The organism is Anaerotignum sp., from assembly GCF_030625865.1.
Classification (GTDB): Bacteria; Bacillota; Clostridia; order Lachnospirales; family Anaerotignaceae; genus Chakrabartyella.
The window spans coordinates 1-19958 of record NZ_DAOUQB010000045.1; the positions used below are offsets into that span (position 1 = coordinate 1).

At 40.0% G+C, this 19958-nt stretch carries 36 protein-coding genes; 35 read left to right on the forward strand and 1 reads right to left on the reverse strand.

Translation table 11 applies throughout. The annotated features are described in order from the left end of the window. The first annotated feature begins 93 nt into the window (after window positions 1-93). The 28 genes from rpsS to P9Q65_RS11335 all read left to right on the forward strand — a co-directional run bounded on the left by rpsS (window position 94) and on the right by P9Q65_RS11335 (window position 13904). Window positions 94-378 (forward strand): 30S ribosomal protein S19, encoded by a 285-nt coding sequence (gene rpsS, locus P9Q65_RS11200; protein WP_066088966.1) that lies wholly within the window; start codon window positions 94-96, stop codon window positions 376-378. A 29-nt stretch (window positions 379-407) separates the two neighbouring features. Further along, window positions 408-797, forward strand: a complete 390-nt coding sequence (rplV, locus tag P9Q65_RS11205) for a 50S ribosomal protein L22 (RefSeq protein WP_304509512.1) — start codon at window positions 408-410, stop codon at window positions 795-797. A gap of 11 nt (window positions 798-808) precedes the next feature. Then, window positions 809-1468, forward strand: coding sequence for a 30S ribosomal protein S3 (gene rpsC / locus P9Q65_RS11210; RefSeq protein ID WP_304509513.1), 660 nt, complete (start codon window positions 809-811; stop codon window positions 1466-1468). Window positions 1469-1470: 2 nt separating this feature from the next. Continuing rightward, window positions 1471-1908, forward strand: a complete 438-nt coding sequence (rplP, locus tag P9Q65_RS11215; protein ID WP_304509514.1) for a 50S ribosomal protein L16 — start codon at window positions 1471-1473, stop codon at window positions 1906-1908. After that, window positions 1905-2114: a 50S ribosomal protein L29 gene (gene rpmC / locus P9Q65_RS11220; RefSeq protein ID WP_304509515.1), complete on the forward strand. Its 210-nt coding sequence runs from the start codon at window positions 1905-1907 to the stop codon at window positions 2112-2114. The genes rplP and rpmC overlap by 4 nt, the downstream gene beginning before the upstream one ends. A gap of 31 nt (window positions 2115-2145) precedes the next feature. Beyond that, complete coding sequence (gene rpsQ / locus P9Q65_RS11225) at window positions 2146-2403, forward strand: 30S ribosomal protein S17 (RefSeq protein ID WP_304509516.1); 258 nt, start codon at window positions 2146-2148, stop codon at window positions 2401-2403. A gap of 25 nt (window positions 2404-2428) precedes the next feature. Further along, window positions 2429-2797: a 50S ribosomal protein L14 gene (gene rplN, locus P9Q65_RS11230; protein ID WP_304509517.1), complete on the forward strand. Its 369-nt coding sequence runs from the start codon at window positions 2429-2431 to the stop codon at window positions 2795-2797. Window positions 2798-2819: 22 nt separating this feature from the next. After that, the gene (gene rplX / locus P9Q65_RS11235; protein WP_330695371.1) at window positions 2820-3122 is read left to right on the forward strand and encodes a 50S ribosomal protein L24; all 303 of its coding nucleotides are present in this window, start codon (window positions 2820-2822) and stop codon (window positions 3120-3122) included. A 21-nt stretch (window positions 3123-3143) separates the two neighbouring features. After that, complete coding sequence (gene rplE, locus P9Q65_RS11240) at window positions 3144-3683, forward strand: 50S ribosomal protein L5 (RefSeq protein ID WP_304509519.1); 540 nt, start codon at window positions 3144-3146, stop codon at window positions 3681-3683. 15 nt (window positions 3684-3698) lie between these two features. Further along, a complete protein-coding gene (locus P9Q65_RS11245) occupies window positions 3699-3884 on the forward strand; it encodes a type Z 30S ribosomal protein S14 (protein ID WP_304509520.1) in 186 nt (61 codons plus the stop codon). A 20-nt stretch (window positions 3885-3904) separates the two neighbouring features. Next, window positions 3905-4306, forward strand: a complete 402-nt coding sequence (gene rpsH, locus P9Q65_RS11250; RefSeq protein ID WP_304509521.1) for a 30S ribosomal protein S8 — start codon at window positions 3905-3907, stop codon at window positions 4304-4306. Window positions 4307-4337: 31 nt separating this feature from the next. Continuing rightward, on the forward strand, window positions 4338-4880 hold the full coding sequence (gene rplF, locus P9Q65_RS11255; protein ID WP_304509522.1) for a 50S ribosomal protein L6: 543 nt from the start codon (window positions 4338-4340) through the stop codon (window positions 4878-4880). 68 nt (window positions 4881-4948) lie between these two features. After that, on the forward strand, window positions 4949-5317 hold the full coding sequence (gene rplR, locus P9Q65_RS11260; protein WP_304509523.1) for a 50S ribosomal protein L18: 369 nt from the start codon (window positions 4949-4951) through the stop codon (window positions 5315-5317). A gap of 18 nt (window positions 5318-5335) precedes the next feature. Further along, a complete protein-coding gene (gene rpsE, locus P9Q65_RS11265) occupies window positions 5336-5839 on the forward strand; it encodes a 30S ribosomal protein S5 (protein WP_304509524.1) in 504 nt (167 codons plus the stop codon). A 13-nt stretch (window positions 5840-5852) separates the two neighbouring features. Beyond that, window positions 5853-6032: a 50S ribosomal protein L30 gene (rpmD, locus tag P9Q65_RS11270; protein WP_304509525.1), complete on the forward strand. Its 180-nt coding sequence runs from the start codon at window positions 5853-5855 to the stop codon at window positions 6030-6032. Window positions 6033-6049: 17 nt separating this feature from the next. Continuing rightward, on the forward strand, window positions 6050-6490 hold the full coding sequence (gene rplO, locus P9Q65_RS11275; RefSeq protein ID WP_304509526.1) for a 50S ribosomal protein L15: 441 nt from the start codon (window positions 6050-6052) through the stop codon (window positions 6488-6490). Further along, on the forward strand, window positions 6491-7756 hold the full coding sequence (gene secY, locus P9Q65_RS11280; RefSeq protein ID WP_304509527.1) for a preprotein translocase subunit SecY: 1266 nt from the start codon (window positions 6491-6493) through the stop codon (window positions 7754-7756). Between the two features lie 97 nt (window positions 7757-7853). Beyond that, the gene (locus P9Q65_RS11285; RefSeq protein ID WP_304509528.1) at window positions 7854-8483 is read left to right on the forward strand and encodes an adenylate kinase; all 630 of its coding nucleotides are present in this window, start codon (window positions 7854-7856) and stop codon (window positions 8481-8483) included. A gap of 1 nt (window position 8484) precedes the next feature. After that, complete coding sequence (gene map / locus P9Q65_RS11290; protein ID WP_304509529.1) at window positions 8485-9237, forward strand: type I methionyl aminopeptidase; 753 nt, start codon at window positions 8485-8487, stop codon at window positions 9235-9237. Window positions 9238-9262: 25 nt separating this feature from the next. Continuing rightward, window positions 9263-9538, forward strand: coding sequence for a KOW domain-containing RNA-binding protein (locus P9Q65_RS11295; protein ID WP_304509530.1), 276 nt, complete (start codon window positions 9263-9265; stop codon window positions 9536-9538). 13 nt (window positions 9539-9551) lie between these two features. Next, complete coding sequence (infA, locus tag P9Q65_RS11300; RefSeq protein ID WP_004034723.1) at window positions 9552-9770, forward strand: translation initiation factor IF-1; 219 nt, start codon at window positions 9552-9554, stop codon at window positions 9768-9770. 16 nt (window positions 9771-9786) lie between these two features. Further along, on the forward strand, window positions 9787-9900 hold the full coding sequence (gene rpmJ / locus P9Q65_RS11305; RefSeq protein WP_004034721.1) for a 50S ribosomal protein L36: 114 nt from the start codon (window positions 9787-9789) through the stop codon (window positions 9898-9900). 217 nt (window positions 9901-10117) lie between these two features. After that, the gene (gene rpsM, locus P9Q65_RS11310; RefSeq protein WP_304509531.1) at window positions 10118-10486 is read left to right on the forward strand and encodes a 30S ribosomal protein S13; all 369 of its coding nucleotides are present in this window, start codon (window positions 10118-10120) and stop codon (window positions 10484-10486) included. A gap of 24 nt (window positions 10487-10510) precedes the next feature. Next, a complete protein-coding gene (gene rpsK / locus P9Q65_RS11315) occupies window positions 10511-10912 on the forward strand; it encodes a 30S ribosomal protein S11 (protein ID WP_304509532.1) in 402 nt (133 codons plus the stop codon). 20 nt (window positions 10913-10932) lie between these two features. Further along, complete coding sequence (rpsD, locus tag P9Q65_RS11320; RefSeq protein ID WP_304509533.1) at window positions 10933-11535, forward strand: 30S ribosomal protein S4; 603 nt, start codon at window positions 10933-10935, stop codon at window positions 11533-11535. A 90-nt stretch (window positions 11536-11625) separates the two neighbouring features. Next, window positions 11626-12585 carry a DNA-directed RNA polymerase subunit alpha gene (locus P9Q65_RS11325; RefSeq protein WP_304509534.1) on the forward strand — a complete coding sequence of 320 codons (960 nt, stop codon included), beginning with the start codon at window positions 11626-11628 and terminating at the stop codon, window positions 12583-12585. 108 nt (window positions 12586-12693) lie between these two features. Further along, window positions 12694-13236: a bL17 family ribosomal protein gene (locus P9Q65_RS11330; protein ID WP_304509535.1), complete on the forward strand. Its 543-nt coding sequence runs from the start codon at window positions 12694-12696 to the stop codon at window positions 13234-13236. Between the two features lie 287 nt (window positions 13237-13523). Continuing rightward, on the forward strand, window positions 13524-13904 hold the full coding sequence (locus P9Q65_RS11335) for a hypothetical protein (RefSeq protein WP_304509536.1): 381 nt from the start codon (window positions 13524-13526) through the stop codon (window positions 13902-13904). Window positions 13905-14129: 225 nt separating this feature from the next. On the opposite strand, the gene P9Q65_RS11340 is transcribed toward P9Q65_RS11335, so the two are convergent. Continuing rightward, the gene (locus P9Q65_RS11340; RefSeq protein WP_304509537.1) at window positions 14130-14309 is read right to left on the reverse strand and encodes a hypothetical protein; all 180 of its coding nucleotides are present in this window, start codon (window positions 14307-14309) and stop codon (window positions 14130-14132) included. A gap of 361 nt (window positions 14310-14670) precedes the next feature. On the opposite strand from P9Q65_RS11340, the gene P9Q65_RS11345 reads away from it, so the two are divergent. The 7 genes from P9Q65_RS11345 to P9Q65_RS11375 form a co-directional block, all read left to right on the forward strand. After that, entirely contained in the window at window positions 14671-15537 is an 867-nt protein-coding gene (locus tag P9Q65_RS11345; RefSeq protein WP_304509538.1) for an energy-coupling factor transporter ATPase, read from the forward strand. Continuing rightward, entirely contained in the window at window positions 15513-16370 is an 858-nt protein-coding gene (locus P9Q65_RS11350; protein WP_304509539.1) for an energy-coupling factor transporter ATPase, read from the forward strand. Before P9Q65_RS11345 ends, P9Q65_RS11350 begins: the two co-directional genes overlap by 25 nt. Beyond that, window positions 16367-17191 (forward strand): energy-coupling factor transporter transmembrane component T family protein, encoded by an 825-nt coding sequence (locus tag P9Q65_RS11355; RefSeq protein WP_304509540.1) that lies wholly within the window; start codon window positions 16367-16369, stop codon window positions 17189-17191. Before P9Q65_RS11350 ends, P9Q65_RS11355 begins: the two co-directional genes overlap by 4 nt. Before the next feature lie 219 nt (window positions 17192-17410). Next, window positions 17411-18184: a tRNA pseudouridine(38-40) synthase TruA gene (truA, locus tag P9Q65_RS11360; RefSeq protein WP_304509541.1), complete on the forward strand. Its 774-nt coding sequence runs from the start codon at window positions 17411-17413 to the stop codon at window positions 18182-18184. 178 nt (window positions 18185-18362) lie between these two features. Beyond that, the gene (gene rplM, locus P9Q65_RS11365) at window positions 18363-18800 is read left to right on the forward strand and encodes a 50S ribosomal protein L13 (RefSeq protein ID WP_304509542.1); all 438 of its coding nucleotides are present in this window, start codon (window positions 18363-18365) and stop codon (window positions 18798-18800) included. 19 nt (window positions 18801-18819) lie between these two features. Beyond that, window positions 18820-19212 carry a 30S ribosomal protein S9 gene (gene rpsI / locus P9Q65_RS11370; protein WP_304509543.1) on the forward strand — a complete coding sequence of 131 codons (393 nt, stop codon included), beginning with the start codon at window positions 18820-18822 and terminating at the stop codon, window positions 19210-19212. A 402-nt stretch (window positions 19213-19614) separates the two neighbouring features. Continuing rightward, window positions 19615-19958, forward strand: a 344-nt coding sequence (locus P9Q65_RS11375) for a hypothetical protein (protein WP_304509544.1), incomplete at its 3' end; no start/stop codon positions are given.

The following is a 19958-nucleotide window of genomic DNA, read 5'->3' on the forward strand; positions in this document are numbered from 1 at the left end:
AAGTATATTGTTCGCCGTAGAAACGGCTAATAGATCGGAATGTGTGAGGGCAGTAGCCTAAATACAAAAACACGAAACAAGGAGGATTAAAACATGAGCAGATCACTCAAAAAGGGACCTTTCGCTGATGACCATCTGTTAAAGAAGATTGATGCTATGAATGCAGCGGGCGAAAAGAACGTAATCAAAACTTGGTCTCGTCGTTCTACAATTTATCCCGATATGATCGGTCATACAATCGCAGTTTACGACGGCAGAAAACATGTGCCTGTATATATTACTGAAGATATGGTAGGCCACAAACTTGGTGAATTTGCATTGACAAGAAGCTACAGAGGTCATGGCAAAGACGCAGAAAAGAAATCAAGAGTTCGCTAATATCCTGATAACGAAAGGAGGTTTCGTTCATGGCAAAAGGTCATAGAAGCCAAATTAAAAAAGAAAGAAACATTGCAACGAAAGAGAGAAGACCCCATGCATCTGCAAAGTATGTTGGCATCCCTGCCACAAAAGCGAAGATCGTTTTGGATCAGATCAAAGGCAAGGATGTTGTTACTGCAGCGGCAATGTTAAATTATTCCCCAAGATATGCTTCTGATATCATTGCAAAGGTTTTAAAATCTGCAATGGCTAATGCAGAAAACAACTTGGGTATGGACGTAAACAAATTGTATGTGGAAGAGGTATGTGCTGATCAGGGCCCCACAATGAAAAGAATCCGCCCTAGAGCGCAAGGCAGAGCATATCGGATCCTGAAGAGATCCTGCCATATTTCCATCATTCTCAATGAGAGATAAGGAGGTACGAAATGGGACAGAAAGTAAATCCGCATGGATTAAGAGTCGGTATCATTAAAGATTGGGATACCAAATGGTACGCAGAGAAAGAATTCGCTGATTACCTGGTAGAAGACGTAGAAATCAGAAAATTTATCAAAAAGAAATTATATACTTCCGGTATTTCTAAAATTGCTATTGAAAGAACAGCCGGCAGACTGAAAATTACAGTACACACAGCAAAGCCCGGTATTGTTATCGGTAAGAATGGTCAGGCAATTGAAGAATTGAAGAATGAAATTCAGAAATTGACAACACAAAAAGTTGCTGTAAACATTGAAGAAATCAGAAAGCCTGAATTGGATGCACAGCTTGTAGCTGAAAACATCGCATTGCAGTTGGAAAACCGTGTAACATTCCGTCGTGCTATGAAGCAGTCAATGGGCAGAACTATGAAGTTCGGCGCAAAAGGTATCAAAACATCTGTTAGCGGACGTTTGGGCGGCGCTGATATGGCTCGTACAGAAAGCTATCATGATGGTACCATTCCTCTTCAGACACTGCGTGCAGATATTGACTACGGTTTTGCAGAAGCTGATACAACCTATGGCAAACTGGGTGTAAAGGTATGGATCTACAAAGGTGAGGTACTTCCTGTAAAAGCAGCGAAAAAGGAAGGAGGCGCTAAGTAATTATGTTAATGCCTAAAAGAGTGAAATATCGTAAGCAGCAAAGAGGCTCCATGAAGGGCAGAGCCCGCAGAGGCAATAAAGTAACATATGGTGAATTCGGTATTATGGCTATGGAGCCAAGCTGGATTACCTCTAACCAGATTGAAGCAGCTCGTATTGCTATGACAAGACATATTAAACGTGGTGGTGACGTTTGGATTAAGGTATTCCCCGATAAACCCGTATCCGCAAAGCCTATCGGTACACGTATGGGTTCCGGTAAAGGCGCGCCTGAATACTGGGTAGCAGTAGTTAAACCAGGCAGAGTAATGTTTGAAATTGGCGGCATTGCAGAAGAAACAGCAAGAGAAGCGTTGAGACTGGCTATTCACAAGCTTCCTATCAAATGTAAAATTGTTTCCAAGGCAGAGGCGGCAGAAATGGCAGGTGATCAGCAGTGAAAACAAAAGGTTATGTAAATGAATTGACAGGTAAGACTGCAGATGAATTACAGAGGGACCTTGTTTCTGCTAAAAAAGAATTATTCAACCTGAGATTCCAGAACGCAACTAACCAGTTGGATAATACAGCAAGAATCAAGGAAGTTCGTAAGAACATTGCAAGAATCCAGACAGTGATTACACAGAATGCTAGAACAGCGAAATAATAATCCGGTCTAATGAAAGGAGGAACTCTTTGTGGAAGAAAGAAATCTTCGTAAAACCAGAATTGGTAAGGTAGTCAGCGACAAAATGGACAAGACAATTGTTGTAGCTGTGGAAGATAAAGTAAAACATCCTTTGTATGGTAAAATTATAAATAGAACTTATAAGCTCAAAGCCCATGATGAGAACAACGAATGTGGCATTGGCGACCGCGTAAAGGTTATGGAAACCAGACCTTTGTCTAAGGACAAGAGATGGAGACTCGTAAGCATCATCGAAAAAGCAAAATAATCCTTTTTGGAGAGGAGGCAATCACATGGTTCAACAGGAAACCAGACTAAAAGTAGCAGATAATTCCGGAGCGAAAGAACTCCTTTGCATTAGAGTACTGGGTGGCTCTACAAGAAGATACGCTGGCGTTGGTGACATCATTGTTGCTACTGTTAAAGACGCAACACCCGGTGGCGTTGTAAAGAAGGGCGATGTCGTTAAGGCTGTTGTGGTTAGAACAGTGCACTCTGTAGGCAGAGCAGATGGCAGCTATATTAAATTTGACGAAAATGCAGCGGTTATCATTAAAGACGATAAAAACCCCAGAGGTACACGTATTTTTGGACCCGTTGCTAGAGAGCTGAGAGAGAAGCAGTTCATGAAGATTCTTTCTCTGGCACCTGAAGTATTATAAGGAGGTGTGCTAGGTGGCTAACTTGAAATTGAAAAGCGGCGATAAAGTCGTAGTAATTAGTGGTAAAGATAAAGGCAAACAAGGCAAGATTCTTAAGGTTGACAAAAAGAGCAACCGCGTTGTTGTAGAAGGCGTTAACATGATCTTTAGACATACAAAACCCAATGCAAATAATCAGCAGGGTGGTATTATCAAGAGAGAAGGCTTTATTGACGCTTCTAACGTTATGTATTTGCATAATGGCAAAGCAACTCGTCTTGGTGCTATGATTAAAGACGGCAAAAAAGTTAGAATTGCAAAAAAGACAGGCGAAGTTATCGACTGATCCTTGGAAAGGAGGTAAACAATGAGCAGATTAAGAGATTTTTATGAAGCAGAGATTATTCCTGAAATGATGAAGAAGTTTTCATATACAAATAAGCTGGCTGTGCCTAAGTTGGAAAAAATCATCCTGAATATGGGTGTTGGCGAAGCAAAAGAAAATGCGAAAGTTTTAGATGGCGCTGTAAAAGATATGACCATTATTTCTGGTCAGAAGCCCATCGTTACAAAGGCTAAAAAGTCTATCGCTGCTTTCAAGCTTCGTGAAGGTATGAACATTGGTTGCAAGGCAACATTGAGAGGCGGCAGAATGTACGAGTTCGCTGACAGATTGATCAACATTGCTCTCCCTCGTGTACGTGACTTCCGTGGCGTAAAGGCAAACAGCTTTGATGGTAGAGGTAACTATACAATGGGTATCAAAGAACAGCTGATTTTCCCTGAAATCGAATATGATAAAGTTGACAAAATCAGAGGTTTGGACATTGTATTTGTTACAACAGCAAAGACAGATGAAGAAGCAAGAGAATTGCTTAGATTGTTTGGTATGCCATTCGCAAAATAAAAGGGAGGGACAAAAATGGCTAAAAGATCTATGGTGGTAAAGCAGCAGAGAACGCCAAAGTTCTCAACTAGAGCTTATACACGCTGCAGAGTATGTGGCAGACCCCACTCTGTGCTTAAAAAATATGGAATTTGCCGTATTTGCTTCCGTGAATTGGCGTACAAAGGCCAGATTCCCGGCGTAAAGAAAGCAAGCTGGTAAACAGAAAGGAGGAATTCATAATGTCAATGAGCGACCCTATCGCAGATATGCTGACAAGAATCAGAAACGGTAACACAGCAAAACACGATACAGTAGATGTTCCTTCTTCCAAGATGAAGAAATCAATTGCGGACATTTTGACAACAGAAGGTTATGTAAAAGGCTATGAAGTAATCGAAGATGGCGTTAAAACCACACTTCGTGTGAGCTTGAAATATGGTGCAGACAAAAATGAAAAGGTTATCACAGGTTTGAAGAGAATTTCCAAACCAGGCCTTAGAGTTTTTGCCGGCAAAGATGAACTGCCTAAGGTTTTGGGCGGATTGGGTATTGCAATTATTTCTACAAGCCAAGGCTTGATGACAGACAAAGATGCAAGAAAAGTTGGCGTAGGCGGCGAAGTTATTGCTTTTGTTTGGTAATAAAACTAGAGAAAAATAGGAGGTGCAGACCATGTCAAGAATTGGTAAACTCCCTGTTGCAGTTCCTGCCGGTGTGGAAATTAAAATCGGTGAAGGAAACTTAATGACAGTGAAGGGGCCCATGGGTACGCTGGAAAGAAAATTATCCCCTGACATGCATATCGCAATGGAAGACGGTCAGATTGTTGTTACAAGACCCAGCGATCTGAAAAAACATAAAGCATTACACGGCTTAACAAGAACTTTGATCTTCAATATGGTAGTTGGTGTAACACAGGGTTATGCAAAAACTTTGGAAATCAACGGTGTTGGTTACAGAGCTGCAAAATCCGGTAAAAAGTTAACACTTACTCTGGGATATTCTCATCCCGTTGAAATGCAGGATCCTGAAGGCATTGAAACAACTGTTGAAGGTACAAACAAAATTATTGTAAAGGGTATTGATAAAGAAAAAGTTGGACAGTTTGCAGCTGAAATCAGAACAAAACGTCCCCCTGAACCTTATAAAGGTAAAGGTATCAAATACTCTGACGAACGTATTAGACGTAAAGTTGGTAAGACCGGTAAGAAATAATCAACGTCAAGTAGCTTGATCTATTTATATCGGAAAATGACTAATTTTGAGAAACGGAGTGAAATACTATGATTAGAAAGCCATCTCGTGCAGCGGCTCGTGTGAAAAGACACTATAGAATCCGCAATCATGTGAAGGGGATTGCTCAGAGACCTAGATTGGCTGTGTTCAGATCCAACAAGCATATGTACGCACAGATTATTGATGACGTTACACATCACACACTGGTTGCAGCTTCCACTATGGAATCTGAAGTGGCAAGCAAAGTAGAATTTACTTCCACTGTTGCTGCAGCAGCTGTTGTAGGTGAAGTAATCGCTAAAAGAGCAGTTGAAAAAGGCATTACTGAAGTTGTTTTCGACAGAGGCGGTTTCATTTACCAGGGTAAAGTGAAAGCTTTGGCGGATGCAGCAAGAGAAGCCGGATTAACATTCTAAGGCAAGGAGGTAAGTGAGTTGAAAAGAATCGATCCAAGCACTTTAGATCTGAAAGATAAAGTAGTTACTATCAACCGTGTAACTAAGGTTGTTAAAGGTGGTCGTACATTCAGATTTGCAGCTCTGGTTGTAGTTGGCGATGGCAATGGTCACGTTGGCTGCGGTATGGGCAAGGCGTCTGAAATTCCTGATGCGATCCGCAAGGGTAAAGAAGATGCAATGAAAAACATCATCAAAGTTGAAAGAAACGACGTTGACAGCATCTACCATGAAGTGAAGGGTGTATTTGGCAGCGCAGGCGTATTATTGATGCCAGCTGCAGAAGGTACTGGCGTTATCGCTGGCGGTCCCGCTCGTGCGGTACTGGAACTGGCAGGTATTCGCAATATCAGAACAAAATCCTTGGGTTCCAACAATAAGCGCAACGTTGTAAGCGCAACAATCGAAGGTCTGTCCAGAGCGACTACACCAGAGGCTGTTGCAAAATTGCGTGGCATAACTGTAGAAGAACTCTTAGGTTAAGGAGGAATTGACAGTGGCTGAAATTAAAATCACATTAGTGAAATCTACAATCGGAGCAGTTCCGAAACATAAAAAAACAGTTCAGGCTTTGGGACTGAAAAAGACAAACAGCAGTGTCGTTCAGCAGGACAATGCGGCTATCAGAGGTATGATCCATCAGATTAGCCACCTTGTAAAAGTTGAAGAAATTTGATTTAAGGAGGTGCCAAAATGAACTTATGCGATTTGAGACCTGCAGAAGGCTCCAAAGAAAAAAATTGGAGACGCGGCAGAGGTCATGCAACAGGTAACGGAAAGACAGCAGGCAGAGGCCACAAGGGTCAAGGCCAGCGTTCCGGTTCCGGCGGTAAGTGCGGTTTTGAAGGTGGTCAGATGCCTTTATACAGAAGACTTCCTAAAAGAGGCTTCACTTGTAGAAATAGCAAAGAAATCGTTGCAATTAATGTTAATATGTTAAACGTTTTTGAAAACGATACAGTAGTTGATATCGATGCTTTAAAAGCCGTTGGTTTAATCAGCAACCCAAGAGATGGTGTTAAGATTCTCGGTGAGGGTGAGTTGGAAAGAAAGCTTACAATAAAAGTAAACCAGTTTAGTAAAACTGCACTTGAAAAGATTGAAGCAGCCGGCGGAAAAGCAGAGGTGATTTAATTGTTCAAGATTTTCGTTAATTCCTGGAAAACGAAAGAAATTAGAAACAAAATACTGTATACTTTAATGATTTTTGCAATTGTTAGATTAGGTACATTAATCGCTTTGCCCGGCATCGATGCTGCAAGTGTAATTGCGGCAAGAGGTGCAACCGGCATTGGTACACTGTATAGTGTAATTGCCGGTGGTGCAAATTCCGGATGGTCCCTATTTGCAATGGGTATCGGTCCGTATATTAATGCATCCATTATCATGCAGTTGTTAACGATTGCTATTCCAAAGTTTGAACAGCTTTCAAAAGAAGGCCCTGAAGGACGTAAAAAGTTACAGTCTTACAGCAGATATTTGACAGTTGTGTTGGCGCTGATCCAGGGTGCGGGTCTCACATATACCTACCAGAATATGTTTGTGACCAATAGTCCGCTGATTTATTTAACTTCAGTAATTTGTTTGGTTTGTGGTTCTACATTTGTAATGTGGTTGGCTGAACAGATTACAGCACAAGGTGTTGGTAATGGTTCTTCTTTAATCATTTTTATCAACATCGTGTCTAATCTGCCTCAGGGTGTTGCCAGTTTGTATTATACAATTTCCGGTTCCGGCACGGCTGGTATTGCGAAAGTTGTAGCAATTTTGGTAGTTTTGCTTGTTGTATTAGCCTTTATCGTTTGTGTGAACATTGGGGAAAGACGCCTGCCTGTGCAGTATTCTTCTAAAATGTCGGGACACAAGCATATGAATGGAAATAGTACAACGATGCCTATTAAGGTTAATGTTGCAGGTGTAATTTCAATTATCTTTGCAATTTCATTGTTGCAGTTCCCCCAGCAAATTGGTAACTTCGTTGCCAATAAAGGACCTGTATTTACAAAGATTATTGAAATTCTTAATATGACACATCCTATAGGTGCATGTTTATATGTAGTGCTTATTATATTTTTCACCTTTTTCTATACTTCCATTGTGATGAATCCCAATGAAATCGCAATGAATATGAAGAAGAACGGTGGATTTATCCCTGGTATTAGACCGGGACAGCCTACAAGTGCCTATATTACAAGAGTGTTAAACAGAGTCACTATGGTTGGTGCGATTTGCTACGCAATTTTGGCTATGGTGCCAGTTGCTTTGCAATGGATATTCAAAATTAATGTGGGCTTTGGTGGTACAACACTGATCATCGTTGTTGGTGTTGCTTTGGATATCGTAAAGGCATTGGAAAGCCAATTGCTGATGCGACACTACAAAGGCTTTTTGAGTGAATAACCTTGACCTGCTGGGAAATGCTTACGCATTTCCCCATGGTTGAGTGGGGAGTTCTAAAAAGAGAAGGGCTATCTGAAGAAAAGAGGTAATGATTGTTATGAAATTGGTTCTCATTGGTGCGCCCGCGGCAGGAAAAGGTACACAGGCTGCACGTTTGGTAAAGCATTACGGCATTGCTCATATTTCTACGGGCGATATGCTGAGAGAAGAAGTTGCAAAGGGAACAGAGCTGGGAATTCAGGCGAAAAGCATTATGGCGTCTGGCGGTTTGGTTTCCGATGAATTAATCATTGCAATTGTAAAAGAGAGAATTCAAAAGGATGACTGTAAGAACGGTTTTATTTTGGATGGTTTCCCTCGTACAGTAGTTCAGGCTGAAAAGCTTGATGAGATGGTAGCTCTGGATAAGGTTGTATATATTAATGCACCCGATGAGGTAATGTTAGCTAGACTGACAGCAAGAGAAACTTGCCCTAAATGTGGTGCAACTTATAATAAATTGTTTTTACCTGCAAAGGTTGCCGGCGTTTGTGATGTTTGTGGTGAAGGTTTGACACAGCGCAAAGATGATACAACAGAAGCAGGCCTTGCAAGAATAAAAACATTCCATGAACAAAGCGAGCCTTTGGTTGCTTTTTATGATAATAAAGGCATCTTAATCAAAGTGGATGGTACAAAGCCCATTGATGATATTACAAAGGCTATCGTAGAAGGTCTGGAGAAATAATATGTCTATCACGATCAAAACAGAAAATCAGATTGGTAAAATGCGTAGGGCAGGCCAGCTTTTAGCAAGAACAGAAGCACTGATTGCGAAAGCGGTTGCACCGGGTGTAACGACTGCATATCTGGATCAGCTGGCGGAAGACTATATTCGCAGCCATGGGGCAATTCCTTCTTTTAAAGGTTACGGCGGATTTCCTGGAACATTATGTACTTCGGTAAATGAAGAAGTTGTGCATGGAATTCCCGGTAAGCGAATATTAAAAGAAGGGGACATCTTGAGTGTTGATATGGGGTGCATCCTAGACGGCTATCACGCAGATATGGCAAGGACTTATGCAGTTGGTGAAATTTCTGCGGAGGCGAAAAAATTAATTGAGGTTACAAAACAAAGCTTTTTTGAAGGCATAAATTTTGCAAAAGAAGGCAATCATCTCAATGATATAGGTTCGGCTATTCAAAAATACGTAGAAAAAAATGGATTTTCCGTTGTTCGTGCTTATGTAGGACATGGAATCGGTACGAAAATGCATGAACCGCCGGAGATTCCCAACTATAAAGCGTTAACCAGGGGGATTTGCTTGCAAAAAGGAATGACTTTTGCAATTGAACCTATGGTGAATGTGGGAGACTGCAACGTTCGGGTCTTAAAAGATGGGTGGACTGCAGTTACCAGGGATGGCAAATATTCGGCACATTATGAAAATACCATACTGATTACAGATGATGTACCCGAGATTCTTACGTTACCACGATAGACAAAGAAAGATTGAGGTGATTGCGTTGGAATATCAAGTCGGGCAAATCGTTTATTCTAAAGACGGACACGACAAGGGTGAAACAATGATGGTTTTTTCTGTTGAAGATGGGTATTTAAATCTGATCAATGGGAAAACGCGAAAGCTTGCAAAGCCCAAGCGTAAAAAAATCATTCATGTACAGCCCACAAACTATGTGGACGCAGTTATAGCCGAAAAATTGACGGAGAATGAATATATTCAAGACTCGGACATCAGAAAGGCTATAAAAATGTATCAAGTAAAAGCAGTAGACTGTTAAGGAGGTTCTTGGCTTGTCAAAAGATGACGTAATTGAAGTAGAAGGAACCGTACTGGAAAAATTACCGAATGCCATGTTTCAGGTGGAGTTGGAAAATGGCCATCAGATTCTGGCACATATTTCCGGAAAATTGCGCATGAACTTTATCCGTATTTTGCCGGGTGATAAAGTATTAGTTGAAATGTCTCCCTATGATCTGACCAAGGGCAGAATCATTTGGAGAGCGAAATAAGGAAGGAGCGATCACAATGAAGGTAAGACCATCTGTAAAACCTATGTGTGAAAAATGCAGAATTATTAAAAGAAAAGGTCGTGTAATGGTCATTTGTGAAAATCCCAAGCATAAACAGAAACAAGGCTGATATATATTATATGACTAATCGAAAAGGGAGTACCTTTAAGAGTCGTTTGATAAATCCGTCAATATGCCGGGAGGAGCATACAGTTAATAGCAGAGGCAGCGTGCAGGCTGACGGCTGCTCACTCTGTTTGTAATGCCCAACGGGTGTAAATTTATTTATGCGAAAAACTAACATGAATCGATAAATTGATGAAAATTATAGGAGGTGCAAGATATACATGGCACGTATTGCTGGTGTAGACTTACCAAGAGAAAAGCGCGTTGAAGTTGGTCTGACTTATGTTTATGGCATTGGTCATCCTAGTGCAGTTCGTATTCTGAACGAAGCTGGTGTAGATCTTAATACAAGAGTAAGAGACTTAACTGATGATGAAGTAGCTAGAATCCGTGACGTTATTGACAAATCTCAGAGGGTTGAAGGTGACCTGAGAAGAGAAGTTGCTTTAAATATCAAACGTCTGATTGAAATCGGCTGTTACAGAGGCATTCGCCACAGAAAAGGCTTGCCTGTAAGAGGACAGAAAACAAAAACAAACGCAAGAACAAGAAAAGGTCCTAGAAAGACCGTTGCGAATAAGAAGAAATAATTGATTTCAAAGGAGGTTTGAATAATGGCTAAAAAAACTGTGAAAAAGACAACAACTCGCAGACGCCGTGATAAAAGAAAAGTAGAACGTGGCCAGGCTCACATTCAGTCTACTTTTAACAATACAATCGTTACAATCACTGATGCTGTTGGCAATGCGCTTTCTTGGGCAAGTGCAGGTCAGTTGGGCTTCAGAGGTTCCAAAAAATCCACACCTTATGCAGCACAGATGGCAGCAGATACAGCTGCAAAGGCTGCTTCTGACTACGGTCTGAAGACGATTGAAGTTTTTGTAAAGGGTCCCGGTTCCGGCCGTGAAGCTGCAATCCGTGCATTGCAGGCTGCTGGTTTGGATGTTACAATGATTAAAGATGTAACGCCCGTTCCTCATAATGGCTGTAGACCACCTAAACGCAGAAGAGTATAATCATCAGGAGGTGTAGATAAATGGCAAGAGATAGAGTACCCGTACTGAAGAGATGTAGATCTTTGAACTTGGATCCCATCTACCTTGGTATTGATAAAAAATCTAAAAAGCAAAACTTGAGAGCAAACAGAAAAATGAGCGAATATGGCCTTCAGATGAGAGAAAAGCAAAAAGCAAAATTCATCTATGGCGTTTTGGAAAAACAGTTCAGAGGCTATTATGCTCAGGCTGAAAAAATTGCAAAAAAAGAAGGTATTCCCGGTGAAAACCTGCTTATGCTGTTGGAAATGAGACTGGATAACGTAATGTACCGTCTTGGCTACGGCAGAACAAGAAAAGAAGCAAGACAGATTGTTCGTCACAAACATGTTACTGTAAACGGTAAACCCGTTGATATTCCTTCCTATCAGGTTAAGGTTGGCGACATGATTGAAGTAAAAGAAAAATATAAGGCCATTCAGAGATATAAAGACGTTTTGGCTACTACAGATGGCAGAATCGTTCCCGAATGGTTGTCCGCTAACCATGATGCGTTAAGCGGCACAATTTTGGCAAAACCCACAAGAGCACAGATTGACGTTCCTGTTGAAGAAACATTTATCGTCGAATTGTACTCCAAATAATCTGAAACGGTTGTGCAAAAAAGTCAATCAAAAAGCTGTGGGGCAAAATGTCCTGCAGCACCTTAATATAAAAAAGGGAGGTTTGAATGAGTGTTTGAATTTGAGAAACCTCGCATTGAGATTGCTGAGATGGCACCGGACGGAACTTATGGCAAGTTCGTGGTAGAGCCTTTGGAAAGAGGCTATGGCACAACATTGGGGAATTCCCTTAGAAGAATTTTACTTTCTTCTCTTCCTGGGGCAGCTGTCAGCAATGTAAAAATCGATGGCGTACTTCATGAGTTTAGTGTGATTCCCGGCGTAAAAGAGGATGTTACAGAAATTATCTTGAACCTAAAGGGACTTGCGATTAAAAACACCAGTGAAGGCAATGAACCCAAAATTGCGTATATTGACGTTGAGGGTGAAGGGGAAGTGAAAGGATCTGATATTAAAGCAGACAGTGATATTGAGATATTAAATCCCGATCATCACATCGCAACACTTTCCGGCGGCGCTGGCAGCAAGCTTTATATGGAGATTACCATCAACAAAGGACGTGGCTATATTGGTGCGGACAAAAATAAAAAAGATGACCAACCCATTGGCATGCTTCCTGTTGACAGCATTTTCACACCCGTTACCAGAGTAAATTTCCTTGTGGAAAATACTCGTGTAGGTCAGATCACCGACTATGACAAATTGTCCTTGGAAGTGTGGACCAACGGAACCATCGCACCTGATGACGCAGTTAGCTATGGTGCGAAGATTTTGAATGAGCATCTGAACCTGTTTATTGATCTTTCCGATAATGCAAAGGATGCTTCTATTATGGTTGAGAAAGAAGAAGGCAAGAAGGAGAAAGTTCTTGAAATGAGCATTGAAGAGCTGGATCTTTCTGTTCGTTCTTACAACTGCTTGAAGAGAGCAGGCATTAACACAGTGGAAGACTTAGCAAACAAAACGGAAGATGAAATGATGAAGGTTAGAAATCTGGGACGCAAGTCTTTGGAAGAAGTATTGAACAAAATGGCAGAGCTTGGTTTGGCGTTAAGACCTAGCGACGAATAAATCTTTGCCTGTTACTATTATTTACCCTAGGATTACGCCCTCACATAAGCCCGATGAGCAGTGAAGGCGGGCACTATCTTACGGGGATCAACAAGGAGGATACGAACCATGCATGCATCCGGTTATAGAAAACTTGGTAAAACAACACCTCAGAGAAAGGCTTTGTTAAGAAACCAAGTAACAAATTTGCTGTATCACGGCAAAATTAAAACAACAGAAACAAGAGCGAAAGAAGTAAGAAGAATCGCTGAAAAACTGATTACACTTGCTGTAAAAGAAAAAGACAACTTTGATGAAGTAGAAGTAACCGCAAAGGTAGCTAAGAAAGATGCTAGTGGTAAGCGTGTGAAAGAAGTTGTAAATGGCAAGAAAGTAACTGTTTATGATGAAGTTAAGAAAACAGTAAAGAAGGATAAACCTTCCAGACTTGCAGCTAGACGTCAGATGTTAGCTTATCTTTACCCTGTAACCGAAGTTCCTGCTGATGGTAAGAAAGTTAGAACCATGAGCAACAAGGTAGACATGGCAGCGAAAATGTTTGATGAAGTAGCTCCTAAGTTTGTAGGCCGCAACGGTGGTTACACAAGAATCATAAAGCTGGGCGCAAGAAAAGGCGACGGCGCGATGGAAGTATTCATCGAATTGGTTTAATAGATAAATAGCAAGTTCCCCGTCTTTTTTTGACGGCGGTTACTTATATTGAAGCAATGATTAAGAAGTATTATCCTACCGAGAGGTATGGGTGGTACTTCTTTTTGTCTTTGTAAAATGTTGGGGTGGGGAACCAGCAAACAATTACAGAGCATATTTTGTCGAAAAGATATAGGAGCAAATAATGATAATTAATTGACAATATACAAATTTATTACTAATGTAAGGGTAAGCTTTCATATGTTTTTGCATCGAACATAAGTAATGCCTGCATGGAGGTAAGTATTATGAAAAAAAGAAATTATTTGATTGTACTTGCAGTGATTCTTTTTATTTACCTTTGGTATCAGGAGCCTCCCGAGGGTACAGGATTGACGAATCGCTTTATAGGGACATATGCTTGTGAAACAAATAGAGAATGTTATATAACCGTTTATGCCGATGGAATTTTTTATTATTATTGTGAGGAGCAAGATTTATACTGTAAGGGGTATTTCAGAGAATTTGCAGAAGATACCTATGAGTTGGCAGGAGAAAAAATAAGTGCGCAACAAATTTTTTGCAAAGATCGTGCTTTTCAATTCTTAGATGGGGAGGCAGAACTGAATTTTAAAAAAATAAACGAAATTCCTATGATTTCAGTGACAGTCAAAGAGATGGCTGAATAACTTGAAGTATTATAAGTGGTATAGAGAGTGAAGAAATAGGATCAGTTAATTAAAGACAGAAAAAAATTATGCTCTTTGACAAAGTAGGTGAGATTGCATTTGATTTCATCCTTCATTTTTTTCAGTTTCATTGAAGTATTATTGATGGCAGTTGGTTAGTGTAAGAAAAAACCACACACAAAGAATTGTGCGTGGTTTTTTATATTTAGAAGGGGTTTTCCAATTTTAATGGTGGACGGATGCTAAGGTGGCATTGTCTTCATAGGATTGCTCCACTTGAATTGCCGTTACATTTTCCTTTTCATGAACATCCTGCACCGCTACTGTCAAAGACATAAAAGTCAGGAAGGAAAGACAAAAAGCTAAGATTGAAGCACCTGCCAGTTTCATAATTTGTTTTTTCATAAATGTCTCTCCTTTCAAAGCCAAAGTTTGTTTTTATTATTGTAGCATAAAGTTTCGTAGAGTAGGTTACACTCGCCTTACGATGACATTACAGCTGTCTTACTCCTTTGTTACTAATGCATTACAACGTACTCTTTGATAACATCATTATATCAACAAAAACAGAAGATGAGGTTAAGGGGGAATTGCAAGGAAATTACGAAAAAGAGAAGATTTTACTAAGAGATTTGCTACATACTTTTTGTGAGGAAAGGCCTATTTTTCTTGACTTTTTTGTGCAAAAAACGTATTCTATTCATAGCTGTGAGCATTATTTGTCATAGACTTAAGAGGGGAAAACCCTTAAGGAAAAGGTGAAGTTATGAAAATGGTGAAGGCCGAAGGTCTAACATATGAGTATATAAAATTGCTCGAAACAGACCACGGCACTGAAGAAGAAAAGGTAGCTGCTTTAAAGGCAGTTGATTTAGAGATTCAAAAAGGTGAATTTGTTGTTGTCCTAGGTCATAATGGTTCCGGAAAGTCTACTTTTGCGAAGCACATTAATGCTTTGCTAGAGCCTACAGGGGGGACTCTGTGGGTAAAAGGAATGGATACAAAGAATGGAGAATTGGTTTGGGATATTCGTCAAACTGCGGGAATGGTTTTTCAAAATCCTGATAATCAGCTGGTGGCAACAGTCGTGGAAGAGGACATTGCTTTTGGCCCTGAAAATATGGGGATTGCGCCAGAGGAAATCCGTCGTCGTGTGGATGAAGCATTGGCCACGGTGCGCATGGAGAAATATGCAAAACATACCCCATCAAAGCTTTCAGGCGGTCAGAAGCAGCGGATTGCTATTGCTGGTGTTTTAGCGATGAAGCCTGATTGTATCGTTTTGGATGAGCCTACGGCTATGCTGGACCCAGTGGGAAGAAAAGAGGTAATGGAAACCATTGAACGCTTAAATAAAGAAGAAGGCATTACGATTATACTGATTACCCATTATATGGACGAAGCGGTTCGTGGCGATCGAGTTTATGTAATTGATGATGGTGAGGTAGTCATGGAAGGAAAGCCAAAAGAGATATTTTCTCAGGTTGAACGACTGCAGAAATATGGCTTGGATGTGCCACAGGTAACGGAGGTTGCCCATCTTTTGCGAAAGGAAGGCATTGATGTGCCTGCAGATATTTTAACAGTTGAGGAAATGGTAGGTGCACTATGTCAATTAAAATTAACCATTTAACATATATTTATAATCTAGGTACAGCTTTTGAGAAAAGGGCATTAGATGATGTTTCATTAGAAATAAAGCAAGGGGAATTTATTGGTTTAATTGGGCATACTGGCTCAGGAAAATCAACGCTGATTCAACATTTGAACGGAATTATTACCCCTACACAGGGCGAAATTTTATTGGATGAAGAAAATATCCATAGAGATAAGGCTAAGTTAAAAGAGGTGCGTCGGCGCATTGGTTTGGCTTTCCAATATCCTGAATATCAACTTTTTGAAATGACAGTATATAAAGACGTTGCATTTGGCCCTACGAATATGCAGTTGTCTAAGGAAGAGATTCATGCCAATGTAATTTCTGCACTGGAAACAGTGGGTATTGCTCCGGAGCTTTATGAAAAATCTCCATTTGAGCTATCTGGAGGGCAGAAACGTCGTGTTGCCATTGCGGGGGTATTGGCAATGAACCCTGAAATATTGATTTTGGATGAACCTACAGCTGGGTTGGACCCCAAAGGTCGTGATGAAATATTGCAGGCAATTAAACGTCTTCATGAAGAAAGGGGAATTACAGTAATCCTGGTAAGTCATAGCATGGAAGATGTTGCAAAATTGGTTGACCGTATTATAGTCATGCATGAGGGGAAAGCAGCCATGACGGGAACACCGAAAGAAGTATTTTGCCATGTGAAAGAATTGGAAGCTATGGGTTTGGCCGCACCCCAGGTGAGCTATGTTTTTGCTGCCCTAAAGGAGAAAGGCTTTGATGTGCCTTTGGATGTATATACGGTTGAGGAAGCGAAAAAAGTATTAATTAATTTGGTAAAGCAGGTGAGTGTATGATTCGGGATATTACCATCGGGCAGTTTTACCCTGTGGATTCCCCCATCCACCGGTTAGATGCAAGAGTGAAACTTACAATGACATTTATTTATATTATTACACTGTTTATGATAAACAGTTTTGTAGGATATCTATTTGTAATTGCCGCTTTAATGGCGGAGATACAGGTATCCAAGGTACCTTTAAAGTTTATGCTTAAGGGTATTAGAAGTATTATGATCATTATATTTTTTACCGCTTTTATTAACCTTTTTATGACGAGAGGGGAGCACATTCTTTGGCAATGGGGATTTTTAAGTTTGACGGTAGAAGGAATCATGCTGGCGATTAAAATGTGTATTCGCTTGGTTCTATTGATTGTTGGATCCTCCGTTTTAACGCTTACAACGACCCCTATTCAATTGACGGATGGGATTGAGTACATGTTGCGTCCTTTCAAAAAGATCGGTGTACCTGCCCATGAAATTGCAATGATGATGACCATCGCATTACGGTTTATCCCTACATTGTTAGACGAAACGGATAAAATTATGAAAGCACAGCAGGCAAGAGGGGCGGACTTTGATACAGGAAATTTAATGCAAAAAGCAAAGAGCTTGATTCCTATTCTTGTGCCTCTATTTATTTCTGCCTTTCGTCGAGCAGAGGAGTTGGCCATGGCAATGGAGGCAAGATGCTATCATGGGGACGAAAATAGAACACGAATGAACCGTATGTATATGCAAAAAAGAGATTATCATGCTTTTGTATTGGGACTGATATATATTGTGGCAATTATAGGATTAAGGTATGCATCAAATATATTTCCGTTTTTGATCTGACAGAGAAATCGCTACTTCATTACTGTTTAACATGAACAGTTTAAGAGCAATTGTGACTAAAGCAGAGAATTTCTTTGATAGGAGCCCATTAATTTATGCAGTTTAAACAGATTAGGCTTTTGATAAATACGGGGGACAGAAGAAAGCTTTGGTTGCTAGAATGATACTTACAAAAGGGGAGCATTGTATCTCCCTTTTTCATGTGTTAGGAGGTGCTGCATGCGTATACTATTTACCATTGCCTACGATGGAACGAGATATAGTGGCTGGCAGAAGCAGTTATCGCCGGAAGTAATTACCGTTGAGGGAGAATTAGAAAAGGCGTTAAGAGCGCTTTTTCGTTCTCCGGATTTAACTTGTATTGGCGCCAGCAGAACGGACCGAGGGGTTCATGCTTTAGGGCAAAGAGCAATTATAGATGTAGATACAAGCATACCTACGGAAAAAATTCCATTGGCTATTCGCCCCCTGCTTCCGGAGGATATTATAGTGGTAAAGGCGGAAGAGGTTCCTGAGGACTTTCATCCCAGATATGATTGCGTGAAGAAAACCTATGAATATAGAATCTGGAATGGGAAATGGAAAAATCCCAAAGAAAGGTTATATTCTACCTTTGTATATAGTCCGCTTGATTTGGAAAAAATGAACATAGCGTCAAAAAAATTTATTGGGACATATGATTTTGCTGCTTTTTGTGCAGCGGGAAGTTCCGTAACCTCAACGGTGCGTACAATATTTGACTGTTATGTAAAGCAAGAAGGCGATTTGATTCAAATCTATGTTACCGGAGATGGTTTTTTGTATAATATGGTTCGGATTATGGCTGGGACGATTATCGCCGTTGGACAAGGAAAGCTTTCAGCAGATGAAATCTCAGAAATTATTTTGAGTAAAGACAGACGGAAAGCAGGGCAGACTGCGGAACCGCAAGGCTTGACTTTACAGGAAATTTATTATGATTTTAAGGGAAATTCTGTTGACAGTAAAGAATGATTGTACTATAATAATAAAGCTGTACTTTGATTTTAAGACCATTTGGTTTTAAATATATGTTTCTCAAGGTGGGATCCAATAAGTTATGTGGAAACACATAATGGAGATTGACCGTTTTGTTCCCGCAAAACGGCAAAGTCAACGGATCAAACAAAATTTTAATAGGGAGGTAGAAACCATGAGAACAACTTACATTGCGAAGGAATCTGATGTAGTAAAGAAGTGGTATGTAATTGATGCTGCTGACGTGACTTTAGGTCGTATGGCTACAGAGATCGCAAACATTTTAAGAGGCAAGAACAAACCCCAGTATGCACCCAACGTTGACATGGGCGACTATGTGATTGTTGTAAATGCGGAAAAGGTTGCTGTAACAGGCAAAAAATTGGAACAGAAAATGTATCATCATCATTCCGGCTATACAGGTGGTTTGAAAACAACCAGATTGGATAAAATGCTGGAAACACACCCTGAAAGAGTAGTTGAACATGCTGTAAAAGGTATGCTTCCCAAAAATGCTCTGGGCAGAAAAATGTTCGCTAAGTTGCATGTATATGCAGGCGCTGAACATCCCCACGCAGCACAGAAACCCGAAAAATTGGAAATTAAATTTTAATTAGGAGGAGGAAAGCATAATGGCAGCAGCTAGATATTACGGTACAGGCAGAAGAAAATCTTCCGTTGCAAGAGTATACTTGGTACCCGGCAATGGCAAAATTACAGTAAATAAAAGAAGCATTGATGAATATTTTGGTCTTGAAACACTGAAGCTGATCGTTCGTCAGCCCTTGGAATTAACAGAAACTACAGCTAAATTTGACGTTTTAGTTAACGTAAATGGTGGTGGTTTCACAGGTCAGGCAGGCGCAATCAGACACGGTATCTCCAGAGCTTTACTTCAGGCTGATGGTGATTATAGACCTGCTTTGAAAAAAGCTGGCTTCTTGACACGTGACCCTAGAATGAAAGAAAGAAAGAAATATGGTCTCAAGGCAGCAAGACGTGCGCCTCAGTTCTCAAAGCGTTAATATTATTAAAATTACAATCCCTCAGATACTTGTATCTGAGGGATTTTTTATGATATTGAGATGTACTGCTTTTTGCCTATAACAATTTTGTATTAATAACTTCTATTCTAAGTAGGAGTTATTTTTGTGCAAACTTATGTAAGCGTGCTTAGATATATTGTTATCCTAATGTACAATCGAAAAGATAGAAAATAGGATAATAAAAAATGGGGAGATCAGTAATTAAAGTGTTATATAAAAATACCATTATGCCGATATAGTATAGAGATAATTTACATGTTATAACAAATTATGGGCTTAAAGTCTTAAAAGTAACAATATATTTGCATAAACATGCATAAGATAGTATAATGTAGTAAAATGTAAATTATGGAAATTATGTGAGAGGGTAGGTGTTTTCTAGTGAAGTCGAAACGTAAGCCGCCAAAGCTAAAGTTCGCTAAAAAAACAAAAAAAGTGAAAGAGCCAAAAGATGAAAAAAGCACGAAATCTAAAGTATCAAAGAAAAAGGTTGAAAAGGTAAAAGCAAAGAAAGAGAAACGTGCTCGGGATGTAAAAGATGTTAAAAATTATGATAAGGCTATAAAGGAAAGGTTACCTTTAAAAGTTAAGCTGATGCTATCTCATACATTATTGGCAATCTTACCCATACTCATCGTATCAATAGCGGTAATTTTTCAAGTTAGGAATGGTGTGACAACACAAGTTGGTAGTCAAAATGAGAAACTTGTAAATAGCATTAGTAT

Coding starts and splice junctions, on each gene's coding strand:
- rplP (WP_304509514.1), top strand. CDS start 1,471: ATGTTAATGCCTAAAAGAGTGAAATATCGTAAGCAGCAAAGAGGCTCC.
- P9Q65_RS11330 (WP_304509535.1), top strand. CDS start 12,694: ATGCATGCATCCGGTTATAGAAAACTTGGTAAAACAACACCTCAGAGA.
- rplE (WP_304509519.1), top strand. CDS start 3,144: ATGAGCAGATTAAGAGATTTTTATGAAGCAGAGATTATTCCTGAAATG.
- rpsI (WP_304509543.1), top strand. CDS start 18,820: ATGGCAGCAGCTAGATATTACGGTACAGGCAGAAGAAAATCTTCCGTT.
- truA (WP_304509541.1), top strand. CDS start 17,411: ATGCGTATACTATTTACCATTGCCTACGATGGAACGAGATATAGTGGC.
- rplV (WP_304509512.1), top strand. CDS start 408: ATGGCAAAAGGTCATAGAAGCCAAATTAAAAAAGAAAGAAACATTGCA.
- P9Q65_RS11345 (WP_304509538.1), top strand. CDS start 14,671: ATGAAAATGGTGAAGGCCGAAGGTCTAACATATGAGTATATAAAATTG.
- rplN (WP_304509517.1), top strand. CDS start 2,429: ATGGTTCAACAGGAAACCAGACTAAAAGTAGCAGATAATTCCGGAGCG.
- rpsD (WP_304509533.1), top strand. CDS start 10,933: ATGGCAAGAGATAGAGTACCCGTACTGAAGAGATGTAGATCTTTGAAC.
- P9Q65_RS11350 (WP_304509539.1), top strand. CDS start 15,513: ATGTCAATTAAAATTAACCATTTAACATATATTTATAATCTAGGTACA.
- rpmJ (WP_004034721.1), top strand. CDS start 9,787: ATGAAGGTAAGACCATCTGTAAAACCTATGTGTGAAAAATGCAGAATT.
- P9Q65_RS11245 (WP_304509520.1), top strand. CDS start 3,699: ATGGCTAAAAGATCTATGGTGGTAAAGCAGCAGAGAACGCCAAAGTTC.
- rpsC (WP_304509513.1), top strand. CDS start 809: ATGGGACAGAAAGTAAATCCGCATGGATTAAGAGTCGGTATCATTAAA.
- rplR (WP_304509523.1), top strand. CDS start 4,949: ATGATTAGAAAGCCATCTCGTGCAGCGGCTCGTGTGAAAAGACACTAT.
- P9Q65_RS11285 (WP_304509528.1), top strand. CDS start 7,854: ATGAAATTGGTTCTCATTGGTGCGCCCGCGGCAGGAAAAGGTACACAG.
- rplF (WP_304509522.1), top strand. CDS start 4,338: ATGTCAAGAATTGGTAAACTCCCTGTTGCAGTTCCTGCCGGTGTGGAA.
- P9Q65_RS11340 (WP_304509537.1), bottom strand. CDS start 14,309: ATGAAAAAACAAATTATGAAACTGGCAGGTGCTTCAATCTTAGCTTTT.
- rplO (WP_304509526.1), top strand. CDS start 6,050: ATGAACTTATGCGATTTGAGACCTGCAGAAGGCTCCAAAGAAAAAAAT.
- map (WP_304509529.1), top strand. CDS start 8,485: ATGTCTATCACGATCAAAACAGAAAATCAGATTGGTAAAATGCGTAGG.
- rplM (WP_304509542.1), top strand. CDS start 18,363: ATGAGAACAACTTACATTGCGAAGGAATCTGATGTAGTAAAGAAGTGG.
- rpsS (WP_066088966.1), top strand. CDS start 94: ATGAGCAGATCACTCAAAAAGGGACCTTTCGCTGATGACCATCTGTTA.
- P9Q65_RS11335 (WP_304509536.1), top strand. CDS start 13,524: ATGAAAAAAAGAAATTATTTGATTGTACTTGCAGTGATTCTTTTTATT.
- rpsM (WP_304509531.1), top strand. CDS start 10,118: ATGGCACGTATTGCTGGTGTAGACTTACCAAGAGAAAAGCGCGTTGAA.
- rpsK (WP_304509532.1), top strand. CDS start 10,511: ATGGCTAAAAAAACTGTGAAAAAGACAACAACTCGCAGACGCCGTGAT.
- rpsH (WP_304509521.1), top strand. CDS start 3,905: ATGTCAATGAGCGACCCTATCGCAGATATGCTGACAAGAATCAGAAAC.
- P9Q65_RS11355 (WP_304509540.1), top strand. CDS start 16,367: ATGATTCGGGATATTACCATCGGGCAGTTTTACCCTGTGGATTCCCCC.